The sequence below is a fragment of the Amycolatopsis sp. GM8 genome (genome assembly GCF_021653975.1).
Lineage (GTDB): Bacteria > Actinomycetota > Actinomycetes > Mycobacteriales > Pseudonocardiaceae > Amycolatopsis_E.
On record NZ_JAJKFK010000011.1, the window covers coordinates 202,255 to 221,047 of the forward strand.

At 69.9% G+C, this 18,793-nt stretch carries 20 protein-coding genes; 9 read left to right on the forward strand and 11 right to left on the reverse strand.

From position 1 onward, the window contains the following. Position 1 precedes the first annotated feature (1 nt). Together LOZ83_RS36640 and LOZ83_RS36645 are read right to left on the reverse strand one after the other, a co-directional pair. On the reverse strand, positions 2 to 670 hold the full coding sequence (locus LOZ83_RS36640) for a response regulator transcription factor (RefSeq protein WP_236796461.1): 669 nt from the start codon (positions 668 to 670) through the stop codon (positions 2 to 4). Beyond that, complete coding sequence (locus LOZ83_RS36645; RefSeq protein ID WP_236796462.1) at positions 658 to 1,905, reverse strand: sensor histidine kinase; 1,248 nt, start codon at positions 1,903 to 1,905, stop codon at positions 658 to 660. The genes LOZ83_RS36640 and LOZ83_RS36645 overlap by 13 nt, the downstream gene beginning before the upstream one ends. A 232-nt stretch (positions 1,906 to 2,137) precedes the next feature. On the opposite strand from LOZ83_RS36645, the gene LOZ83_RS36650 reads away from it, so the two are divergent. Next, positions 2,138 to 3,007 (forward strand): CPBP family intramembrane glutamic endopeptidase, encoded by an 870-nt coding sequence (locus LOZ83_RS36650; protein ID WP_236796463.1) that lies wholly within the window; start codon positions 2,138 to 2,140, stop codon positions 3,005 to 3,007. Between the two features lie 27 nt (positions 3,008 to 3,034). On the opposite strand, the gene LOZ83_RS36655 is transcribed toward LOZ83_RS36650, so the two are convergent. Further along, entirely contained in the window at positions 3,035 to 3,772 is a 738-nt protein-coding gene (locus tag LOZ83_RS36655) for a MerR family transcriptional regulator (protein ID WP_236796464.1), read from the reverse strand. A 41-nt stretch (positions 3,773 to 3,813) separates the two neighbouring features. Here LOZ83_RS36655 and LOZ83_RS36660 point away from each other — a divergent pair, with 41 nt between their 5' ends. Beyond that, positions 3,814 to 4,284 (forward strand): DUF6194 family protein, encoded by a 471-nt coding sequence (locus LOZ83_RS36660; RefSeq protein WP_236796465.1) that lies wholly within the window; start codon positions 3,814 to 3,816, stop codon positions 4,282 to 4,284. Here the strand turns inward: LOZ83_RS36660 and pssA are convergent. Then, positions 4,281 to 5,240, reverse strand: a complete 960-nt coding sequence (gene pssA, locus LOZ83_RS36665) for a CDP-diacylglycerol--serine O-phosphatidyltransferase (RefSeq protein ID WP_236796466.1) — start codon at positions 5,238 to 5,240, stop codon at positions 4,281 to 4,283. The two genes, LOZ83_RS36660 and pssA, sit on opposite strands and share 4 nt — an antisense overlap. Positions 5,241 to 5,243: 3 nt before the next feature. After that, on the reverse strand, positions 5,244 to 5,963 hold the full coding sequence (locus tag LOZ83_RS36670; RefSeq protein WP_236796467.1) for a phosphatidylserine decarboxylase: 720 nt from the start codon (positions 5,961 to 5,963) through the stop codon (positions 5,244 to 5,246). Positions 5,964 to 6,162: 199 nt separating this feature from the next. On the opposite strand from LOZ83_RS36670, the gene LOZ83_RS36675 reads away from it, so the two are divergent. Beyond that, positions 6,163 to 6,342, forward strand: coding sequence for a hypothetical protein (locus LOZ83_RS36675; RefSeq protein ID WP_236796468.1), 180 nt, complete (start codon positions 6,163 to 6,165; stop codon positions 6,340 to 6,342). On the opposite strand, the gene LOZ83_RS36680 is transcribed toward LOZ83_RS36675, so the two are convergent. Beyond that, positions 6,317 to 6,598 carry a GlsB/YeaQ/YmgE family stress response membrane protein gene (locus tag LOZ83_RS36680; RefSeq protein ID WP_236796469.1) on the reverse strand — a complete coding sequence of 94 codons (282 nt, stop codon included), beginning with the start codon at positions 6,596 to 6,598 and terminating at the stop codon, positions 6,317 to 6,319. The two genes, LOZ83_RS36675 and LOZ83_RS36680, sit on opposite strands and share 26 nt — an antisense overlap. Positions 6,599 to 6,608: 10 nt before the next feature. Further along, a complete protein-coding gene (glp, locus tag LOZ83_RS36685; RefSeq protein WP_236796490.1) occupies positions 6,609 to 7,811 on the reverse strand; it encodes a gephyrin-like molybdotransferase Glp in 1,203 nt (400 codons plus the stop codon). Positions 7,812 to 7,884: 73 nt separating this feature from the next. Here glp and LOZ83_RS36690 point away from each other — a divergent pair, with 73 nt between their 5' ends. From LOZ83_RS36690 to groL, 4 genes are all read left to right on the forward strand, one after another. Continuing rightward, positions 7,885 to 8,499: an AIM24 family protein gene (locus LOZ83_RS36690; RefSeq protein WP_236796470.1), complete on the forward strand. Its 615-nt coding sequence runs from the start codon at positions 7,885 to 7,887 to the stop codon at positions 8,497 to 8,499. Between the two features lie 101 nt (positions 8,500 to 8,600). Continuing rightward, positions 8,601 to 8,807 carry a cold-shock protein gene (locus tag LOZ83_RS36695; RefSeq protein ID WP_139095718.1) on the forward strand — a complete coding sequence of 69 codons (207 nt, stop codon included), beginning with the start codon at positions 8,601 to 8,603 and terminating at the stop codon, positions 8,805 to 8,807. Positions 8,808 to 8,830: 23 nt separating this feature from the next. After that, a complete protein-coding gene (locus LOZ83_RS36700) occupies positions 8,831 to 10,228 on the forward strand; it encodes a serine/threonine-protein kinase (RefSeq protein WP_236796471.1) in 1,398 nt (465 codons plus the stop codon). A 253-nt stretch (positions 10,229 to 10,481) separates the two neighbouring features. Further along, positions 10,482 to 12,113 (forward strand): chaperonin GroEL, encoded by a 1,632-nt coding sequence (groL, locus tag LOZ83_RS36705; protein ID WP_236796472.1) that lies wholly within the window; start codon positions 10,482 to 10,484, stop codon positions 12,111 to 12,113. A 57-nt stretch (positions 12,114 to 12,170) separates the two neighbouring features. On the opposite strand, the gene LOZ83_RS36710 is transcribed toward groL, so the two are convergent. After that, positions 12,171 to 12,383 (reverse strand): PspC domain-containing protein, encoded by a 213-nt coding sequence (locus LOZ83_RS36710; protein ID WP_236796473.1) that lies wholly within the window; start codon positions 12,381 to 12,383, stop codon positions 12,171 to 12,173. 129 nt (positions 12,384 to 12,512) lie between these two features. On the opposite strand from LOZ83_RS36710, the gene LOZ83_RS36715 reads away from it, so the two are divergent. Beyond that, on the forward strand, positions 12,513 to 14,879 hold the full coding sequence (locus tag LOZ83_RS36715; RefSeq protein ID WP_236796474.1) for a xanthine dehydrogenase family protein molybdopterin-binding subunit: 2,367 nt from the start codon (positions 12,513 to 12,515) through the stop codon (positions 14,877 to 14,879). Here LOZ83_RS36715 and LOZ83_RS36720 read toward each other — a convergent pair whose 3' ends face one another. Genes LOZ83_RS36720 through LOZ83_RS36730 form a run of 3 tightly spaced genes read right to left on the reverse strand, consistent with a single transcriptional unit; the run spans position 14,880 to position 17,362 of the window. Next, a complete protein-coding gene (locus LOZ83_RS36720) occupies positions 14,880 to 15,815 on the reverse strand; it encodes an o-succinylbenzoate synthase (protein WP_236796475.1) in 936 nt (311 codons plus the stop codon). Between the two features lie 25 nt (positions 15,816 to 15,840). Then, positions 15,841 to 16,986 (reverse strand): M20 family metallopeptidase, encoded by a 1,146-nt coding sequence (locus tag LOZ83_RS36725; protein WP_308190385.1) that lies wholly within the window; start codon positions 16,984 to 16,986, stop codon positions 15,841 to 15,843. Next, positions 16,886 to 17,362 carry a MerR family transcriptional regulator gene (locus LOZ83_RS36730; protein ID WP_236796476.1) on the reverse strand — a complete coding sequence of 159 codons (477 nt, stop codon included), beginning with the start codon at positions 17,360 to 17,362 and terminating at the stop codon, positions 16,886 to 16,888. The genes LOZ83_RS36725 and LOZ83_RS36730 overlap by 101 nt, the downstream gene beginning before the upstream one ends. 70 nt (positions 17,363 to 17,432) lie before the next feature. Between LOZ83_RS36730 and LOZ83_RS36735 the strand changes: the two genes are divergently transcribed. Then, entirely contained in the window at positions 17,433 to 18,266 is an 834-nt protein-coding gene (locus tag LOZ83_RS36735) for an enoyl-CoA hydratase/isomerase family protein (protein ID WP_236796477.1), read from the forward strand. Positions 18,267 to 18,793: the final 527 nt, after the last annotated feature.

Consider the following 18,793-nt stretch of genomic DNA (forward strand, 5'->3'; position numbering starts at 1 on the left):
TCTAGGCGCGACCCGGCGTCGCGCGGCCGTTTTCCAGGTAGCGCAGCACGGCGGTGACACGGCGGTCGGCGCTGTCGTCGGGCGCGAGGTCGAGCTTGGCGAAGATGTTGCGGATGTGCTTGTGCACGGCGCCGTCGGTGACGACGAGCCGCTCGGCGATCGCGCCGTTGCCGAGTCCCTCCGCCATCAGGGCCAGCACGTCGCGCTCGCGCGGGCTCAGCCGGTCCAGCCGGTCGTCCGACCGGGTCCGCGACAGCAGCTGGGCGACCACCTCCGGGTCGATCGCGGTACCCCCGCCGGCGACCCGCCGCAGCGCGTCCAGGAACTCCGTGACCCGCCCGACGCGCTCCTTCAGCAGGTACCCGAGCCGGCTGCTGCCACTGGCGAGCAGGTCCGTGGCGAACGCCTGCTCGACGTAGGCGGACAGCACCAGCACCGCGAGGTCGGGCCGGCGCCGGCGCGCGTCGACCGCCGCGACGATCCCTTCGCCGGTGTGGGTCGGCGGCATCCGGACGTCGACGATGGCGACGTCCGGCTTGTGCTCGTCGACGGCGAGCAGGAAGTCGTCCGGGTTGTCCGTGGTGGCGACGACGTCGAGTCCCTCCGCGCGCAGCAGCAGCGCGACGCCTTCGCGGAGCAATGGGTCGTCCTCGGCGATCACAATCCGCACGGCAGGCTCACCATCAGTGTGGTCGGTCCGCCGGCCGGGCTGGCCAGCGTGAAGGTTCCGTCGTGTGCCTCGACCCGGCGCCGGATGCCGCCGAGCCCGGTGCCGCCGTGCTCGGCCGCACCCCCGCGGCCGTCGTCGGCGATCTCGACGCGGAGCAGATCCTCGCGGCGGGCCAGGGTCACCAAGGCATGCTCCGCGCCGCTGTGCTTGGCGATGTTGGTGAGCCCTTCGGCCACGATGAAGTACACCGACGCCTCCACCGACGACGCGTACCGCCCGGGCAGATCGGCGTCGATCCGCGTCTCCACCGGGCAGTTGGCGGCGAGCGTGGTGAGCGCGCCGACCAAACTGCCCTCCGCCAGCACCGGCGGCAGGATGCTCCGCACGACCGCCCGCAGATCCGCCAGCGCGGACTCCGCGGCGTCCTGGGCACGGCCGAGGATCGCGTCCGCTTCGGCCACATCGCGGGTCAGCGCCCGGCGAGCCGCGCCCAGCAGCACGTTCACCCCGACGAGCCGGTTCTGCGTGCCGTCGTGCAGCGACCGCTCGATCCGCCGCAGCTCGGTGGTGTGCGCGTCGAGCGCGGCCGCCCTGGTCGCGGTGAGGTGCGCGATCCGCAGCGCGAGGTCGGTGTCCGGACCCGGTTGCAGCAAACGGCGTCCGGGTAGCGCCTGCAGCCGCGCCATCCCAGGCAGGAGCGCGACCGACACGAACACCCAGCCGACACCCAGCAGCGCGACCGCGAACGCGCCCGGCACGTCGTGCACCACCCACAGCCCCAGCGACGGCACCGCCTCGCCATCGGGCAGCAGATACCAGTACAGCGGGAAAAGACCGTCCCGCACGGTGTCCAGGGCGATCGTCAGGCCCAGCGCGCCGAGCGCGAACCCGGCGATCGCGTGCAGCGCCACCCAGGCGATCTCCCGCTGGGTGCCGCGGTGCCGCAGCGCGTCCGCGAGCCGGGCGGGTGGCGGGCCGGGGCTGATCACGTCCGGGCCCCAGCGGGTGAGGCGCGCCCGCTCGCGGTCCGCGACGGTATGGACCATCCGCACCAGGAGGGGCGCCAGCGGCAGGCCGACACCGATCAGGCACAGCGCCGTCACGGGTATCAACAGAACCAGCGTGACCAGCGCCAGCACCGAGGTCCCGAGCCCGTTGACGATGTGCTCCAGCGCGTCCAGCGCCGCGCGAGCGCGGGCGACCCAGGGACGCGCCTGCGCGTCGGCCGATGGCATGGGCACCTCCTCAGGCGCCGGAACCATACCGGGTACAGCCTGCTGTACCACGAGGTGTCTCGCTGACGGGATCGTTCGCGCGGCCCCGTCTTCGTAGCGTTTCCGGCATGACGAACAACGTTCCCGCCAAGGTCCACACCACTCGCTCGCTGCTGTGGATCGCCGCACTGGTCGTGAACTACCGCCGCCGCCGGTGAAATCCGCCAACCAACCGTCCGGAAAGGACAGTGCTGTGCGCTCTCTCGTCGCCCGCCATCCCCTGGCGAGCTTCTTCACCCTGGCCTTCGCCCTGAGCTGGCTGGCCTGGACTCCTTACGTACTCTCGGAAAACGGGCTCGGTCTGGCGCCGATCCGGTTTCCCGTGATCATGGGCTCCACCCAGTTGCTGGGCGTGCTGCCGGGCGCCTACCTCGGACCGATCCTGTCGGCGTTCCTGGTCACGGCGCTGGCCGACGGGCGGCCGGGCCTGCGGCGGTGGCTGGGCCGGTTCCTGAAATGGCGGGTCAGCTGGCGGTGGTATGTGGGGGTGCTGCTCGGCGTCCCGCTCGCGCTCACCCTGACCAGCCTCCCGTTTTCCGGCGGACCGCACCTGCCGGCGGTCACCGTGTTCGGGGTGTACGTCATCGGTCTCGTCTTCCAGATGCTCACCACCGGTCTCGCCGAGGAGCCCGGCTGGCGGGATTTTGCCCTGCCCCGCATGCAGCCGCGGTTCGGTCCGTTGCGCGGCACGCTGATCCTGGGTGTGCTGTGGGGCCTGTGGCACCTGCCGCTGTTCCTGACCGAATGGGGCGGCCCGGACGTCCAGCCGCTGCAGGTCGTCGAATTCGTCGTCGCGGCCACCATGATCAGCGTGGTGATGACCTGGGTGTTCAACCGGACCAGGGAAAGCCTCCCGGTCGCGATGATCCTGCACACCAGCGTCAACAACTTCATGTCGGTGGCCTGGCTGAGCATCTTCCCGGCGGCGAACGGGCGGTACGCCCCGCACATCGTGCTCATCGCGTTCGCCGCGGTGGCGGTCGTGCTGATCATCGCCACCCGCGGGCGGCTCGGCTATCGGGCTGAAACACCCGCGAGCCATGAGCAACTCACCGCGGCTTGATCGCGTACTCAAGGCGGGGCCGTGCTGCTACCTGGGGGTGCAGCACGGCCCCGCCTTGTCGACGAGGTTGGCGATGTCGGCGCCGGCGCGGAGCAGGGCGTGGGATCGGGTGGCGATTTCCTGGAGCCGGGCCCGAAGGGTGTCGCGTGCGTTGTCGAGGTCTTGGAACTCGCGCAGGGAGTTCATGACGGCCCGGAGCGCGGGGATGCGGTAGCCGCCGGCGCGGAGGGCAGCGATGATGCGTGCTTCCCGGATCGCGGCGAGGGGATAGCGCCGGACGTTGAGACTGGTGACGCGGTCAGGGGTGATCAGTCCCTCTTGTTCCCAGAAGCGGAGCGTGGAGGAGCGCACGCCGATGGCCGCGGCCAGCTCGGTGATGGTCATCGCGTCTGCGGGTGTCGGCGTTGCCTCGCCTGCGCTCTCACTGACGATGGCGTCGAGCGCTCTCAGGGCGGCCAGGGTGTCCTCACGCGAGCGTGACAGTCCTACGTGGAGTGCGACGATCCGCGCGACTGCCTGGTCGTAGGGCAGGGTCCGCGCCTCTCGCAGGGCGTTGCGCGCCTCGACCGGGCCGACGGCGCTGGCGAGATCGCGGTAGGCGCGCAGGGCGATGAAGTGGTCGGGGCCGAAGCGGCGATACCCGTTGGCCTGCCGTACGGCCGGCGGGATGGCGCCGACGCGTTCGAGGTCGCGGACCTGTTGGACGGAGTAGCCGACCGCGGCCGCCAAGCCGGCCGTCGTGTACTCGCTCGGCGTCTCTTCCACGGCCGAAGCCTCCATAAGCACTTCAAGGTCAGACTTGAACCATGAGCATGAACGAGATTCTCGTGGAGTTGAGAGGTTTCCCCGGTGTGCTGGAGATCGCGCCGCAGCCGGGCAGCGACTTCCCGGAGGTGGGCTGGGGCGACCACTTCTTCTACTACGCACCCGGCGGCACGGTTCCCCGGAACCGGCAGCCCTACGCCACGATCGTCACGAAGAACTACCCCGGCGACGCCGCCTCGCGACTGGACGCGCCGGACCGGTGGCGCTTGAACATCCACGCCGGCTCCGCGTTGTTCGCCGAGCTGATCGGTTACGCGCCCGATCGGATCGACTCGGCGGCCGTCGACTTCAGCGCGGTCGACGTATTTCTGCCGCACCCGCTCTACGGACCCTACGGGTGGGTCGCGATCGTGAACCCCGGACCGCGCACCAGCCCGCGCGCCCTGTCCGCGCTCCGGGAAGCGCACGCCGCGGACCGGCGACGGGTCGAACGCCGGTCCGCGTCAAGCTAGTTGTCGCCGCGCTGGCGGAGGCCGATCCGCCGCCAGCTGCGCCGGCGGTTGCGCTGCTCGCTGTCCGGCGGGAACGTGCGGACCCGCACGATGTGCCCGGGGCTGGGGCGCGGCAACCGGACCGAGAGCCGCCCGGCACCGGCGAGCTTCGGGCGCCGTAACCGCAAACGCCGCGTACTGCGTGCCCGGCGGATCGCCCGCCGCTCCCGCAACGGCACGTTCCACGCCTCCGGGTGGTTGGCCAGCCAGTGGTACCGGCGCGCCGCGTAGGGAATGTGCACGAGGTACAGCAGCAGCGCGACGATCAGCGCGACCAGTGGGTACTGGATGACCGCCGCGGCCAGCAGGCCGACCCCGACCAGCAACGGTGCGACCGCCCGCGCCGGGGCCTTCACGGTCTTGAGCGACAGCGTCGGGATCCGGCTGATCAGCAGCGCCGCGATCGCCACCGTCCACGCCCAGACCACCGGCAGCGACGACCACCAGCCGTCGCCGTACTGCAGGGTCAGGATCAGCGGCAGCAGCACCAGCAGGCCGCCGGCCGGCGCCGGTACACCCGTGAAGAACTCGTTGGCGTACGGCGGTTTCTCGACATCGAGCAGGGTGTTGAAGCGGGCGAGCCGCAGCACGATGCACACCGCGAAGACCAGCGACGCGACCCAGCTGATGCGCTGCGTGTCGGTGTGCCAGATGAACAGCACGAGTGCGGGCGCGACACCGAAGGAGATCGCGTCGGACAGCGAGTCCAGCTCGGCGCCCATCTTCGACGTCGCGTCGAGCAGGCGCGCGATCCGGCCGTCGAGGCTGTCCAGTACCGCGGCCACGCCGATCGCGCCGATCGCCAGTACGTACTCGTGGCTCAGTGCGAACTGCACCGCCGACAGGCCGGCGCACAGCGCGAGCACGGTGATCGCGTTCGGCAGCAGCCGCACGGTCGGGGTCACCACTCGGACCATGCTCTAGTCCTTCCCCTGGGGGAGCTCGGCGAGCGGGGTTTCGCCGCCGATCGTGCGCTGGCCTTTGCTGACCAGTACCCGGCTACCCGCGGGGAGGTAGAGATCCACGCGTGAGCCGAAGCGGATCAGGCCGTAGGTCTGACCGGCCGAGATCTTGTCGCCTTCCGCGGTCTCGCACAAGATGCGGCGGGCAATCAGTCCCGCGATCTGGACCACAACGAGTTCGTGACCGTCGGCCGTGCGCAGCAGCACGGCGTTGCGTTCGTTGTCCTCGCTGGCCTTGTCGAGGTCCGCGGACAGGAACTTGCCGGGCCGGTAGGCGACCCGCTCGACGACGCCGGTCGCGGGCGCGCGCTGCACGTGCACGTCGAAGATGGACAGGAAGATGCTCACCCGCATCCGCGGCTCGGCCGGCAGGCCCAGCTCGGGCGGCGGTGTGGCCTCCTCGATCAGCGACACGACACCGTCGGCCGCGGCCAGCGCGAGGCCGTCGCGTTCCGGTGGCACGCGGCGCGGCTCGCGGAAGAACGCGGCGGTGGCGAGCGTGGCCAGCCCGGCGATGGTGCCGAGCGGCTTCCACAGTCTGCGCAGCAGCAGGGTGGCGGCGAGGCCGCCGGCGACGAACGGCCGGCCGGCCGGGTGCATCGGAGGAAGGGTCTCGCGGGCCAGTTGCAGGGCATGGGCAACCGGGTTGCTCGCCTGCTCCGGCGATGTACGGCTCATCACGTTCCCGAGGGTTGGTCAAAGGTAACCGGTTGATATCGACCGGGCCTCGACCGGCGTGGTGGTTCGCCGATCTGGGTAACCACGCTACCGGCGTCGCCCGGGCACGCTGTGTGGGGGAACCCGGGCGGGGCACATCTGTTAACGCAAAGTTGTGCCGCCCGATGCAGAACGTAGTAACAGCAGAGAGGACCCCGTCATGTCAGCGCCCGGCATCTCATCCGAGGGATGGCTAGAGGAGCTGTTCGAACAATGGCGGAGGGACATCAGCAGCGCGCCCATGCCGAACCTGGTCGACCTGCCGACCGCCGTCGCGATCGTGTGCGCCGCCCGCGAGCGCGCGGCCCGGAACATCACCGCCGCGGACGCCGCCGAGTGAGGACCAGCACCAGCCGCATCAGGCCGAGCAGCACGACGGCGCCGAGCACGGCGACGCCGAAGCTGGGGAAGTCGAAGTCGAACGTCTTCTCGTGGCCGGTCACCAGCCGGTAGAGCAGTCCGCCGAGCGCCGCGCCGACCACCCCGACGAGCACGCTGACCAGGCAGCCCTGCCGTTGCCGGTCACGCCCGCCGACGACGAGGTTCGCCGCCCACCCGGCCAGCGCCCCGAACACGACCCACGCGAAGAACCCCATGGTGATCAGCTTAAAACAGCAGGACGTCGACTTCGGTGCCCTGCGGCGCGTCGGTGACGTCCTCCGGCAGCACGATCAGGCAGTTGGCCTGGGTGAACGCGGCGAGCAGGTGCGAACCGGGGCCGCCGCGCGGGCCGACCTCGCCGGTCACCTGGCCGTCGCGCTGCCAGTAGTACCCGCGGCGGAACTGCCGCCGGCCCGCCGGTGAGCGCAGCCCCTCGGTCAGCGTCGCCCGCACGCGATGCCGGTCGACCTGGGTGTGGCCGAGCGCGCTCAGCAGCGCCGGGCGCAGGAAGACCTCGAACGACACCAGCACGCTCACCGGGTTGCCCGGCAGCGTGACCACCGGGATGCCGTTCCAGCGGCCGTTGCCCTGCGGCCCGCCGGGCTGCATCGCGACCTTCTGGAACGTGACGCCGAGCCCGTCGAGGGCGTCCTTGACCACCTCGTAGGCGCCCGCGCTGACCCCGCCCGACGTGACGACCAGGTCGAACTCGCCGAGCCGCGGCTCGATGCCCCAGCGGAACATCCCGACGTCGTCGATGCTCATCGAGACCTCGGCCTCGCAGCCGAGCGCGCGGATGGCGGACGCGAGCGTGATGCTGTTGGACTCGTAGATCTGCCCGTGCTTCAGCTCGTGCGGCGGCACCACCAGTTCGGAGCCGGTCGAGACGACCAGTACGCGCAACGGTTTCCGGACGGTCAGCCGGTCCAGCCCGACCGCGGCGGCGAGACCGAGCTGCGCCGGCCCGAGCACCGTGCCCCGCGTCAGGGCGACCGAACCCTTGGCGACGTCCTCGCCGACGTGCCGGACATGCGCGTCGGGCTCCGGCGCCTCGTGGATGCGGACGCGCTCCGTCCCGCCGTCGGTGCGCTCCACCATCACGACGCTGTCCGCGCCGGGCGGCATCGGCGCGCCGGTCATGATCCGGTGGGCGGTGCCGGCCGGCAGTGCGGGCACATCGACGCGGCCGGCCGGGATGTCTTCACCGACCGGCAACTCGACCGGATTGTCCGCACTGGCCCCGGCGACATCCGCCGCGCGCACGGCGTAGCCGTCCATCGCGGAGTTGTCGAACGGCGGCAGCGAGACCCCGGCCAGCACGTCCCCGGCCAGCACCAGCCCGGCGCAGTCGGCCAGCGGCAGGCTCACCGGGGGCGCGGTGCCCAGCAGGGAGACGATCTGGGCACGGTATTCGTCGACGGAAACCACGATGACCATCCTGCCCCGGCGGCGCCGCATGCGACACTCACCCCGGTCCGGTGAGCCGTTGGGGGAGGTATCGGTGCAGGTCCACACGCGGCACACGCCGGCCTTCGGGGTCGCGCGGGTGACCCTCGCGCCCGGCGAAGGGGTGCAGGCCGTGCCCGACACCATGCTCGCCAGCAGCTTCGGGGTGACCGAGGTGCAGCAGTCGCGCGGCGGCCTGCGCACCCACGGCAAGGGCGTGCCGTCGGTGTTCACCGCGCCGAAGGACGGCGGCTGGGTGGATCTCGCACCCCCCGGTCCCGGCGACGTCTATCCGCTCGAACTCGACGGCCGCACCGGCTGGAGCGTCGCGAAGGCCGCGTTCCTCGCGCGGCCGTCCACGGTTCGCGTCGACGCGGGTTGGCAGGCGCTGCAGGCGCTTTTCGGCGGGGACGGCGGTTTTCTGGAGCACTACAGCGGAACCGGGCCGCTCGTGCTCGCGTGCGCGGGCCCGGTCGACGCGTTCAAGATCGAGCCGGGCGAGCTCGTCACGGTGCGCCCGCCGTACCTGCTGGCCTACCCGGACACCGTCCAGTGCCGGCTGCGCGCGCTCGATCCGTCGGGCCCGCAGTCCATCCGGACGGGCGAAGGACTCGCGCTTGACTTCGCCGGACCGGGCACGATCCTGGTTCAGGCACGAAAATCTCAGTGAATTGACCATTGCCCGGGGCCATTAATCCGGTAGCGTGATCGCATCTCGGGACTCCGGTTCGGCGCGGTCTCCCAGTGTTCTTTGGTCGCAAGGAGGACGCCGTGGCAGTCGGCACGGTCAAGTGGTTCAATTCCGAAAAAGGCTACGGGTTCATCGCTTCGCCCGACGGCCCAGACGTATTCGTGCATTACTCGGCGATTCAGTCTGACGGATTCCGCACTCTCGACGAGGGAGACAAGGTCGAGTTCGAGATCCAGGCCGGTCGAGACGGCCGTAGTCAGGCAGCGGACGTCCGCAAGCTGTCCTAGGGGCAACGGCTAGGCTGCGCTGTGTGACAGGCGATGTGTCGGGGGACCTCACCGGTCGCCGGCTGGGTAACTACCGTATTGACGGAGTGCTCGGCAAGGGCGGCATGAGTGTCATGTACAAGGCCACCGACGTCCGGCTCGGGCGGAAGGTCGCCTTGAAGGTGATCGGTGAGCACCTCGGTGCGGACGCTGAGTTTCGCGAGCGTTTCGTCGACGAGGCCCGGAACACCTCGGCCATCGATCACGCCAATGTCGTTCCGCTGTACGACTTCGGCGAGATCGACGGCATGCACTACATCGCGATGCGCCTGGTGGACGGGGCGGATCTGGCCAGCCTGATTTCGGCGGGCCCGATGCCGCCCGAGCGCGCGCTGGGTCTGCTGGACCAGGTCGCCGACGCCCTGGACAGCCTGCACAGCCGTGGCCTGGTGCATCTCGACGTGAAACCGGCGAACGTGCTGGTCACCAGTCGCGAGTCGGCGCGCGAACACGTCTATGTCGCGGACTTCGGGCTCACGCGTCGTGGTGCGACAGGACATCGGACGCGCGGCGGCGATTTCCTGGGGTCGCCGACTTATGCCGCGCCCGAGCATCTGCGTGGCGAACCGCTCGACGGCCGGACCGACCAGTACGCGCTCGCCTGTGTGCTCTACGCGTGCCTCACCGGCGGCCCGCCGTTCAAGGGCGACGTGCCCGCCGTGATCAAGGGGCATCTGGCCGGGGAGCCGCCCGCGGTTTCCCGGGTGGTCTCGGTGCCGACGGCGATCGACGACGTCGTGCGCAAGGGTATGGCCAAGAACCCGGCCGACCGGTACGACAACTGCGTGCAGCTCATCGCGAGCGCGCGCAAGACGCTCGAGGCTGCCACGACGGATGGCCGTACGGAGGTGGCGCGGATGCAGTCGCCCGGACAGCAGGGCCCTCAGCAGCGGGGCCCGGACTCGCAGCCGTGGAGCCTCGAATCCCAGCCGACGCAGCAGACGGCGTATCCCCAGCAGCCCGCGCCGCAGCAAGGGGGTCCGCACCAGGCCGGCTGGCATCAGCAGCCGGCCTGGGCGCCGCCGCAGCAACGCCCACCGCAGCAGTTCGGCTACCAGCCTTCCGGGTACCAGTCCGGGTACAACAGCCCGCCGTTCGGCGCCCCGCAGCCCGGCTATCCGCAGCCCGGCTTCGGCCCGCCGCAGGGGTATCACCAGCCGCCGAAGAAGAAGCAGAGCCTGCTGTGGCTCTGGCTGCTGCTCGGCGCCATCGTCGTGGCCGGCGGGGTGGTCGCCGCGATCCTGCTCAGCAGTGGCGGCGGTGGTGGCACACCGCAGACGACCTCGCCCGATATTCCGGTCGGCCCCAGTGGCGGCGCCGGCCCCGGTTCGCCCGGCAACAACCCGCCGCCGGCGAGCATTCCCATCCGCCCGTCGTCCTGACCGCCAACCGCCACTTCTTGCACTCTGGGGGCGAGAGTGCTAAACACGGGATTGGCACTCGGCACCGTCGAGTGCCAGACGGGTGGTCGCCGACCGCTCGCCTGAAAGGTCGGGACGGTGAGGCCGGAACCGGGGTGCAACCCGGGGAGGGTCGTCCGTCGCGGGCACCGAGCCTGGCCGAAGGACGTGTCCTGCTGCTGGCAGACGAACCAGACTGGCCACGCAGCGCCCAATACCGGAGGACAACACCGCAATGGCCAAATTGATCGCGTTCGACGAGGACGCCCGCCGCGGTCTCGAGCGCGGCCTCAACACCCTCGCCGAAGCCGTCAAGGTGACGCTCGGCCCCCGGGGCCGCAACGTCGTGCTCGAAAAGAAGTGGGGCGCGCCGACCATCACCAATGACGGCGTCTCCATCGCCAAGGAGATCGAGCTCGAGGACCCGTGGGAGAAGATCGGGGCCGAGCTCGTCAAGGAAGTTGCCAAGAAGACCGACGACGTCGCGGGTGACGGCACCACCACCGCCACCGTGCTCGCCCAAGCGCTCGTGCAGCAGGGCCTGCGCAACGTCGCCGCCGGCGCCGACCCGATCAGCCTCAAGCGCGGCATCGAGACGGCCGTCGAGGCCGTCGTCGAGCAGCTGCACAAGGCCGCCAAGGAGGTCGAGACCAAGGAGCAGATCGCTGCCACCGCCTCGATCTCGGCCGCGGACCGCACCATCGGCGAGCTGATCGCCGAGGCGCTCGACAAGGTCGGCAAGGAAGGCGTCGTCACCGTCGAGGAGTCGAACACCTTCGGCCTCGAGCTCGAGCTCACCGAAGGCATGCGCTTCGACAAGGGCTACATCTCGGGCTACTTCGTCACCGACGCCGAGCGTCAGGAAGCCGTCATGGAGGACCCGTACATCCTCCTGTTCGGCTCGAAGATCGCCAACGTCAAGGACCTGCTCCCGGTGCTGGAGAAGGTCATGCAGTCGGGCAAGCCGCTGCTGATCATCGCCGAGGACGTCGAGGGCGAGGCCCTGGCCACGCTGGTCGTCAACAAGATCCGCGGCACCTTCAAGTCCGTCGCCGTCAAGGCGCCGGGCTTCGGTGACCGCCGCAAGGCCATCCTGCAGGACATCGCGATCCTGACCGGTGGCCAGGTGATCAGCGAGGACGTGGGCCTCAAGCTGGAGAACGCCGACATCACCCTGCTGGGCCGCGCCCGCAAGGCCGTCATCACCAAGGACGAGACGACCATCGTCGAGGGTGCCGGCGACGCCGACCAGATCCAGGGCCGGGTCAACCAGATCCGTGCGGAGATCGAGAACTCGGACTCCGACTACGACCGCGAGAAGCTGCAGGAGCGGCTCGCGAAGCTGGCCGGCGGCGTGGCCGTCATCAAGGCCGGTGCCGCGACCGAGGTCGAGCTCAAGGAGCGTAAGCACCGCATCGAGGACGCGGTGCGCAACGCCAAGGCCGCCGTCGAGGAGGGCATCGTCGCCGGTGGTGGCGTCGCCCTGCTGCAGGCAGCTCAGCTTGCGTTCGAGGGCCTCAAGCTCACGGGCGACGAGGCGACCGGTGCCAACATCGTCAAGGTGGCGGTCGAGGCTCCGCTCAAGCAGATCGCGATCAACGCCGGCCTCGAGGGCGGCGTCGTCGTGGAGAAGGTGCGGAACCTGCCCGCGGGCCACGGCCTCAACGCCGCGACCGGTGTGTACGAGGACCTGCTCGCGGCCGGCGTGCCGGACCCGACGAAGGTCACCCGTTCGGCGCTGCAGAACGCCGCTTCGATCGCGGCGCTCTTCCTCACCACCGAGGCCGTCGTCGCCGACAAGCCGGAGAAGGCCCCGGCCGCTCCGGCCGGCGACCCGACCGGTGGCATGGGCGGCATGGACTTCTGATAGTCCGGTTGTTCGGGAAGGGGCTTCGGTGTTTCGGCACCGGAGCCCCTTTTCGGTTTACTCGGCGGTGTCTTCCGGGGTGATGAACCAGCAGGCGGCGTACACGAGTGCGGCCGCGCCGCCGGTGAAGATCGTGGCGGCGACGAGCGCGATCCGCACGATCGAGGCGTCGGCGCCCAGGTACTCGGCCCAGCCACCGCACACCCCGGAGATCATGCGGTCGCTGCTGCTGCGACGGAGTTTCTTGGCTGTGTCCACGTTGTTCGTCATGACATCAATGCTCGGCCGCGCGGGGCCCGTGAACATCAGGGAACGGCCCTGAGCCGACCCGGGTTTCGCAACCCCTAGCTGGAGCTGGTTCACGTGGGCAGGGAGCGAAGTCCGCTATAGAGTCGTCGTATGCCGGGTTCACTGCTGGGTACCGAGGTTCGCCGTGTCGAAGATCCCGAGCTGCTGCGCGGCCAGGGCAGTTACGTGGGCAATCTCCGGTTCGACGGTGCGCTGCACGTGGCGTTCGTCCGCTCGCCGTTCGCGCACGCGCTGATCACCGCGATCGACACCACCGAGGCCGGCAAGGCCCCCGGCGTCGTGGCCGTCTACACGGCCGAAGATCTGGGGTTGCCGTCGCTGCCGGTGTTCATCGAAGTCAACCCGCGGTGCGCGCGGTACCCGCTGGCGTCGGACCGGGTGCGGTTCGTGGGTGAGCCGGTGGTCGCGGTCGTGGCCGAGTCGGCGGTCGCCGCGGCGGACGCGCTGGAGCTGGTGGACGTCGACTACGAGCCGCTGCCCGCCGCGATCGACCCCGAGGAGGCGCTCGAACCCGGTGCGCCGGCACAGTTTCCCGAGCTCGGCTCGAACATCGCGGTCGGCGTGCGGGACGCCGATGACGACGTGCTCGCCGGGGCGGACGTCGTGGTGCGGGCCCGGATCGAGAACCAGCGCCTCGCGGTCGCGCCGATGGAGGGCAACGCGATCGCGGCCCTGCCCGGCGACGGCGACTACGACGCCACCATCTACGTCTCGACCCAGATGCCGCACGGTTTCCGGACCGCCGTGGCGACGGTGTTCGGCTGGGAGCCCGAGCGGATCCACGTGGTGACCCCGCATGTCGGTGGCGGCTTCGGTGGCAAGGCCGGGATCGTCGCCGAGCACGCGGTCGTCGTCGAGGCGTCGCGGCGGCTCGGGCGGGCGGTGCGGTGGACCGAGACCCGTTCGGAGAACATGCAGGCGATGCCGCACGGCCGGGGTCAGGTGCAGTTCGCCGAGCTGGGCCTGCGCTCGGACGGCACGATCGTCGGGCTGCGGTGCCGGGTCATCGGTGACACGGGTGCCTATGCCGGGTTCGGCGGCAACCTCGCGCTCGGCCCGACGCGCACCATGGTGCAGGGCGTCTACGACATCCCGAAGGTCAGCTACGCGGGGATCGCCGCGCTGACGAACACCACGCCGATGGGCGCTTTCCGCGGCGCGGGCCGGCCGGAGGCGGCGGCCATGCTGGAGCGGATGATGGACCTGGCCGCGGCCGAGCTGGACGTCGATCCGGCCGAGCTGCGGCGGCGGAACTTCCTGAAGCCTGAACAGTTCCCGTTCACGACGCTGACCGGCGCGAGCTACGACACCGGTGACTACGACCTGCCGTTGCGGGAGGCGCTGCGGATCGCCGGGTACGAAGACCTGCGGGCCGAGCAGGCGCGGCGGATCGAGGCGGGCGAGACGGTGTTGCTGGGTATCGGGATGTCCGCGTATGTGGAGATCACCGGTGGTGGCGGCGGGGAGTTCGCCTCGGTCGAGATCGGCGACGACGGTGGCGCGACGATCAAGGTCGGCACTTCGGGGCATGGCCAGGGGCACCCGACCGCGTTTTCGATGCTGCTCGCGGACGCGCTGGGCATCCCGATGGAGCGGGTGACCTTCGTCCAGTCGGACACCGCGTTGGTGCCGCGGGGTTCTGGTACGGGTGGCTCGCGGTCGTTGCAACTCGGTGGCAGCGCGGTGCGCACTGCGGCGGACCTCGTGCTGCGGCGGGCCAAGGAGCTGGCCGCGTCCAAACTGGAGGCCGCGGTCGAGGACATCGTGCTGACCGAGGACGGAACCGTTGGCGTGCAAGGTGTTCCGACGGCGACGATGACCTGGGCGGAGCTGGCTGCCGCCGCCGGGGAAGAGGACCGGCCGTTGGTGGAGTCGGCGGACTTCAAGCCCGACGGCGCGACTTTCCCGTTCGGTGCGCATGTTTCCGTCGTCGAGGTCGATACCGAAACCGGTTATGTGAAACCGTTGCGGCACATCGCTGTTGACGACTGTGGGCGGGTGCTGAACCCACTGCTGGTGCGGGGTCAGCAGCATGGTGGCGCGGTGCAGGGGATCTCGCAGGCGTTGTGGGAGCAGGTCTCCTTCGATGAGGACGGCAACCCCGTGACCGCCTCGTTCGCCGATTACCTGCTGCCTTCGGCTGCCGATGTGCCCGACTTGGAGGTGTCCAACACGGAGACTCCGTCGCCGCGGAACCCGTTGGGTGCCAAGGGAATCGGCGAGTCCGCCACGGTCGGCTCCACGCCCGCGGTGCAGAACGCGGTGATCGACGCGGTGCGGCACCTGGGCATCCGGCACATCGACATCCCCGCGACACCGCAGCGAGTGTGGCGGGCGATCCAGGCTGCGAAGTCGGGTACGCCGGCCGACCCGTGGCGCGAGCCGCCGGCGGCTTTCGACACCTTGCCGGTGCGGACGAGCGCGAAGTCGGAGGACGCCGACGAAGCCGTGGCGTAGCTAGATCTCGCGCACGCGCTCCAGCCGCGCCCGCCAGTGTGCCGCCACCTCCGGGGGCGCGGTCACCGTCTCGACCAGGTCCGGTTCCGGTGCTGTTCGCAGGACCGGGAGGTGACCGTCCACTGGGGACAGTTCGCTGCTGGTCACATCCCCGGTGAGGAGAGAACGAGTGCCCAGCCCGCAGGCGAAGTCCAGTGACGGCAGGGCTCCTGCCAGGGCAAGGCCCGCGGCCAGGCCGACACTGGTCTCCACCGCGGACGAGACCACGCAGGGGAGTCCGCAGGCCTCGGCCACTTCGAGAGCCCGCCGCACCCCGCCGAGGGGCGCCACTTTGATCACGGCGATATCCGCGGCCCCGGCCACGGCCACCTTCAACGGATCCTCGGCCCGCCGGATCGACTCATCCGCCGCGATCCGCACTTCGACCTGACGCCGAACGGCTGCCAAGTCCTCAATGGACGGACAGGGCTGCTCGACGTACTCCAAACCCCCTGCGGCGCGGTCGAGTTTGCGGATGGACTTCACCGCGGTCTCGACATCCCAGGCCATGTTCGCATCGATCCGGATCGCGCCGCCGGGGCCCAGGGCGGCGCGGACGGCGGCGACCCGGTCGCAATCGTCCACAAGGGACGAACGGGGGTCGGCGACCTTCACCTTCGCGGTCCGGCAGCCCGAGGCCGCCACCAGCTCGTGTGCGCGCGACGGGGAGACGACCGGCACCGTCGTGTTGACCTCGATCCGGTCCCGCACCGGCTCGGGCCAGCCGGCCTCACTGGCCTCGACCGCCGAGGCCAGCCACGGCGCGCTCTCCGCGTCCGAGTAGTCCCCGAACGGGCAGAACTCGCCCCAGCCCGCCGGCCCCCGCAGCAGCATGCCTTCCCGGACGGTGATGCCGCGGAACCGGTTGTGCAGGGGGATGGCGTACACGAAGGTCATGGGCGCCATTGTCCCAGGCCGCGTTTCAGCTGAGCGCGTGCAGCACGGCGGCGGCGAGGGCGGTGCGTTCCAGCATGCCCTGGACGCTGATGTGCTCGTGCCGCGCGTGCGCGCCGTCGCCGACCGCACCGAACCCGTCGAGCACCGGAAGGCCCAGTGCGGCAACGAAGTTGCCGTCACTCGCCCCACCGACCGAGCATTCGCGCAGATCCAGGCCGATCTCGGCGGCGAGCGTGCGGGCGCGTTCGTAGAGCCCGAACGTCGTTTCGCTGCGCTCCATCACCGGCCGGTTCCAGGCACCGGACACGGTAAGGGTGGCGCGCGCGTCGTGCGGGCGCAGAGCGGCCAGCGCGCGGTCGATCCGGTCGGCCTCGCCCTGGCTCGCGACCCGGACATCCAGCTGCGCGCCGGCCTTGCCGGCGGTGACGTTGGTCCGGGTGCCGCCGTCGAGCACGCCGACGTTGACCGTGGTGCCCTTGCCCGGATCGGTCAATCCGTGCAGGTGGAGCACAACGCGGGCGATCTCGTCGATGGCGCTGCAGCCTTTCGCCGGGTCCAGGCCCGCGTGTGCCTCGACCCCCGTGGCGTCGACGCGGAAGATGCCGACCCCCTTGCGGGCGGTCTTGATCGCACCGTCGGCGCTCGCCTCGAACACCAGCGCCGCGGCCGCGTCCGCCGCCACCTCCTCGATCACCGGGCGCGAGGACAGGCTGCCCGTCTCCTCGTCCCCGTTGAGCAGCAACCGGATCGGCGGCCGCTCCAGGCCCGCGGCGGAAAGCGCTTTCAGGGCCCACACCGCGTGCACCAGACCGGATTTCATGTCGAAGATCCCCGGCCCGGTACCGCGATCACCCTCGATCCGGAACGGGATTTCGGCGAGCGTGCCAAGCGGCCAGACCGTGTCGTAGTGACACAGCACCAGGACCGGCTTGTCGCCGTGGCCGGGATAGTCCCGCACCTCGATGTCGCCTCGCCCGCCGCCGTCGACCCGGCGGATCCGCTCCGCCTCGCCGAGCCGCTCTTCGAGCCAGGAGTCCAGCCACGCCAATGTGGCGTTCAGGGATTCCTTGTCACTGCTGGGAGATTCCAGCTCGACGTACGTTCGCAGATCGGCCAGCATGTCCTCGCGCTGCTCGGTCACCCAGTCCAGCAACGCTTTCGGGTCGGTCACTTGGGTCCTTCTCCTCGCGGTTGGCGGCCCGGCGCGCCCGGTTCATGTCGATCAACTCGTTGAGGGACTCGAGGGTACGACTCAGCCCGGAAATGTGGTCGATGAGCTTGTCGCGCTCCTCGACGAGATGAGCGAACGCCTGATCAGAGGTGGCGGCGCTCGGCGACGTCAGGCAGGGCAGCACGCTGAGGATCGTCCGGCTCGACAAACCCGCCGCGTAGAGCCGCTGCAGGTAGTTGATCCGGTCGACGTCATCCTCGGTGTAGCGGCGATGACCGCCTGAGCTGCGGGCGCTGGTCAGCAGCCCCTGCTCCTCGTAGTAGCGCAGCGAGCGGATGCTCACTCCGGCCCGTGCCGCCAGATCCCCGATGCGCATCCGGTCCTCCGCGTGTTCGTCGCCACAGAGACTTGAAACTCACATGGACGTGAGAATTTAGCATACTCGTATGACTTACGAGAACCTGTCGGCCATCGGTGTCGACATCCAGCAGGGCGTCGCGACCGTCACGATCGACAGCCCGCCACTCAACCTGCTCGACGGAAAACTGATCCCTGACCTGCGTCGCTTCGCCGCCGAGGTACGCCACGACGACACGGTCCAGGTGATCGTCTTCCAGAGCGCCGACCCGGAGTTCTTCATCGCCCACGGCGACATGCACTTCCTCACCGGCCAGGCACCGATCGACGCCGGCGGCGACGTGCCACCCGGCACCAACGCGGTCCAAGCCGTGAACGAGGAGATCCGCTCGCTGCCGCAGGTCACCATCGGCAAGCTCGCCGGCCTCGCCCGAGGCGGCGGCAACGAGTTCCTGATGGCACTGGACATGCGTTTCGCGGCGATCGGCAAATCCGGGCAGGCACAACCGGAAACCCTGATGGGCATCTACCCCGCCGGCGGCGGGACGCAGTACATGCCCTCCCTCATCGGCCGCTCCCGCGCCCTCGAACTCATCCTCGGCGGCGAACTCGTCGACGCCGAACTCGCCGAGCGCTACGGCCTCATCAATCGCGCCCTACCAGCAGACGAACTCGACGACTTCGTCACCACCCTGGCACGCCGCATCGCCTCCGTGGGCCCGACCATCATCGGCATCGTCAAGACAGCCGTCGACGCCGCCGACTACACCAAACGCGACCTCGCCCTCGAAAGCAGCTTCGTCAGCAGACTCTCCGTCGAGGACGTCGCCGCACTGGCCCACAAGCTTCTTGCGGCTGGCGTACAGAGCCGGGAGGGTGAGCTTCGGCTCGAGGAGGTTCTCAGGGAGGCGCAAGGGGCGTAAGGCCACGGGGCGAAAGCCCATGGGGCGAGTTGGGTGGTCATCCCGTCGCCTGTCACAGGAACGATCACTTTTCGTCAGGGCCGCAACCTTTTTGCCAGGCTTGCGGCCGAGAACACAATGCTTGCGGCTCTGAGGAAAAGTGATATTCGAAAACCGCAGGCGACGGGATGACCACCCAACTCAACCACCTCGAAAAGGTGAGATCCCCTGGGCCCCCTCATCCCGGAGCCAGCCCGCCGGCGAGGCATCTTTTGATCTTTTGCTTTTGGTTTTGGGTCTTTTGATCTTTCGGCTCACCACCACGGGAACCGGGCGCAAGGCGCCCTCGGCCCAGCGTGGGCCCTCCCCCGCCCCGATCTTTGAGTGTTCGCGGGAAGCAGGGTTTGTCAAGGATGGGAAGTGAGGTGCTCCGAGGTTTCCGGACATGTCTTCCAAGTAGGCTGGTGGAGGATCCGGAGGAGTTTTTATGGCCAGGAGACAGAGAAGGTATTCGCCGGAATTGAAGGCCGAGGTGGTGAAGGCGGTCC

Bases quoted from the DNA above. Each gene is read 5' to 3' on its own strand.
- LOZ83_RS36645 (WP_236796462.1), bottom strand. From the start codon at position 1,905: ATGCCATCGGCCGACGCGCAGGCGCGTCCCTGGGTCGCCCGCGCTCGC.
- LOZ83_RS36660 (WP_236796465.1), top strand. From the start codon at position 3,814: ATGAGCATGAACGAGATTCTCGTGGAGTTGAGAGGTTTCCCCGGTGTG.
- pssA (WP_236796466.1), bottom strand. From the start codon at position 5,240: ATGGTCCGAGTGGTGACCCCGACCGTGCGGCTGCTGCCGAACGCGATC.
- LOZ83_RS36670 (WP_236796467.1), bottom strand. From the start codon at position 5,963: ATGAGCCGTACATCGCCGGAGCAGGCGAGCAACCCGGTTGCCCATGCC.
- LOZ83_RS36675 (WP_236796468.1), top strand. From the start codon at position 6,163: ATGTCAGCGCCCGGCATCTCATCCGAGGGATGGCTAGAGGAGCTGTTC.
- LOZ83_RS36680 (WP_236796469.1), bottom strand. From the start codon at position 6,598: ATGGGGTTCTTCGCGTGGGTCGTGTTCGGGGCGCTGGCCGGGTGGGCG.
- groL (WP_236796472.1), top strand. From the start codon at position 10,482: ATGGCCAAATTGATCGCGTTCGACGAGGACGCCCGCCGCGGTCTCGAG.
- LOZ83_RS36710 (WP_236796473.1), bottom strand. From the start codon at position 12,383: ATGACGAACAACGTGGACACAGCCAAGAAACTCCGTCGCAGCAGCAGC.
- LOZ83_RS36715 (WP_236796474.1), top strand. From the start codon at position 12,513: ATGCCGGGTTCACTGCTGGGTACCGAGGTTCGCCGTGTCGAAGATCCC.
- LOZ83_RS36720 (WP_236796475.1), bottom strand. From the start codon at position 15,815: ATGACCTTCGTGTACGCCATCCCCCTGCACAACCGGTTCCGCGGCATC.
- LOZ83_RS36730 (WP_236796476.1), bottom strand. From the start codon at position 17,362: ATGCGCATCGGGGATCTGGCGGCACGGGCCGGAGTGAGCATCCGCTCG.
- LOZ83_RS36735 (WP_236796477.1), top strand. From the start codon at position 17,433: ATGACTTACGAGAACCTGTCGGCCATCGGTGTCGACATCCAGCAGGGC.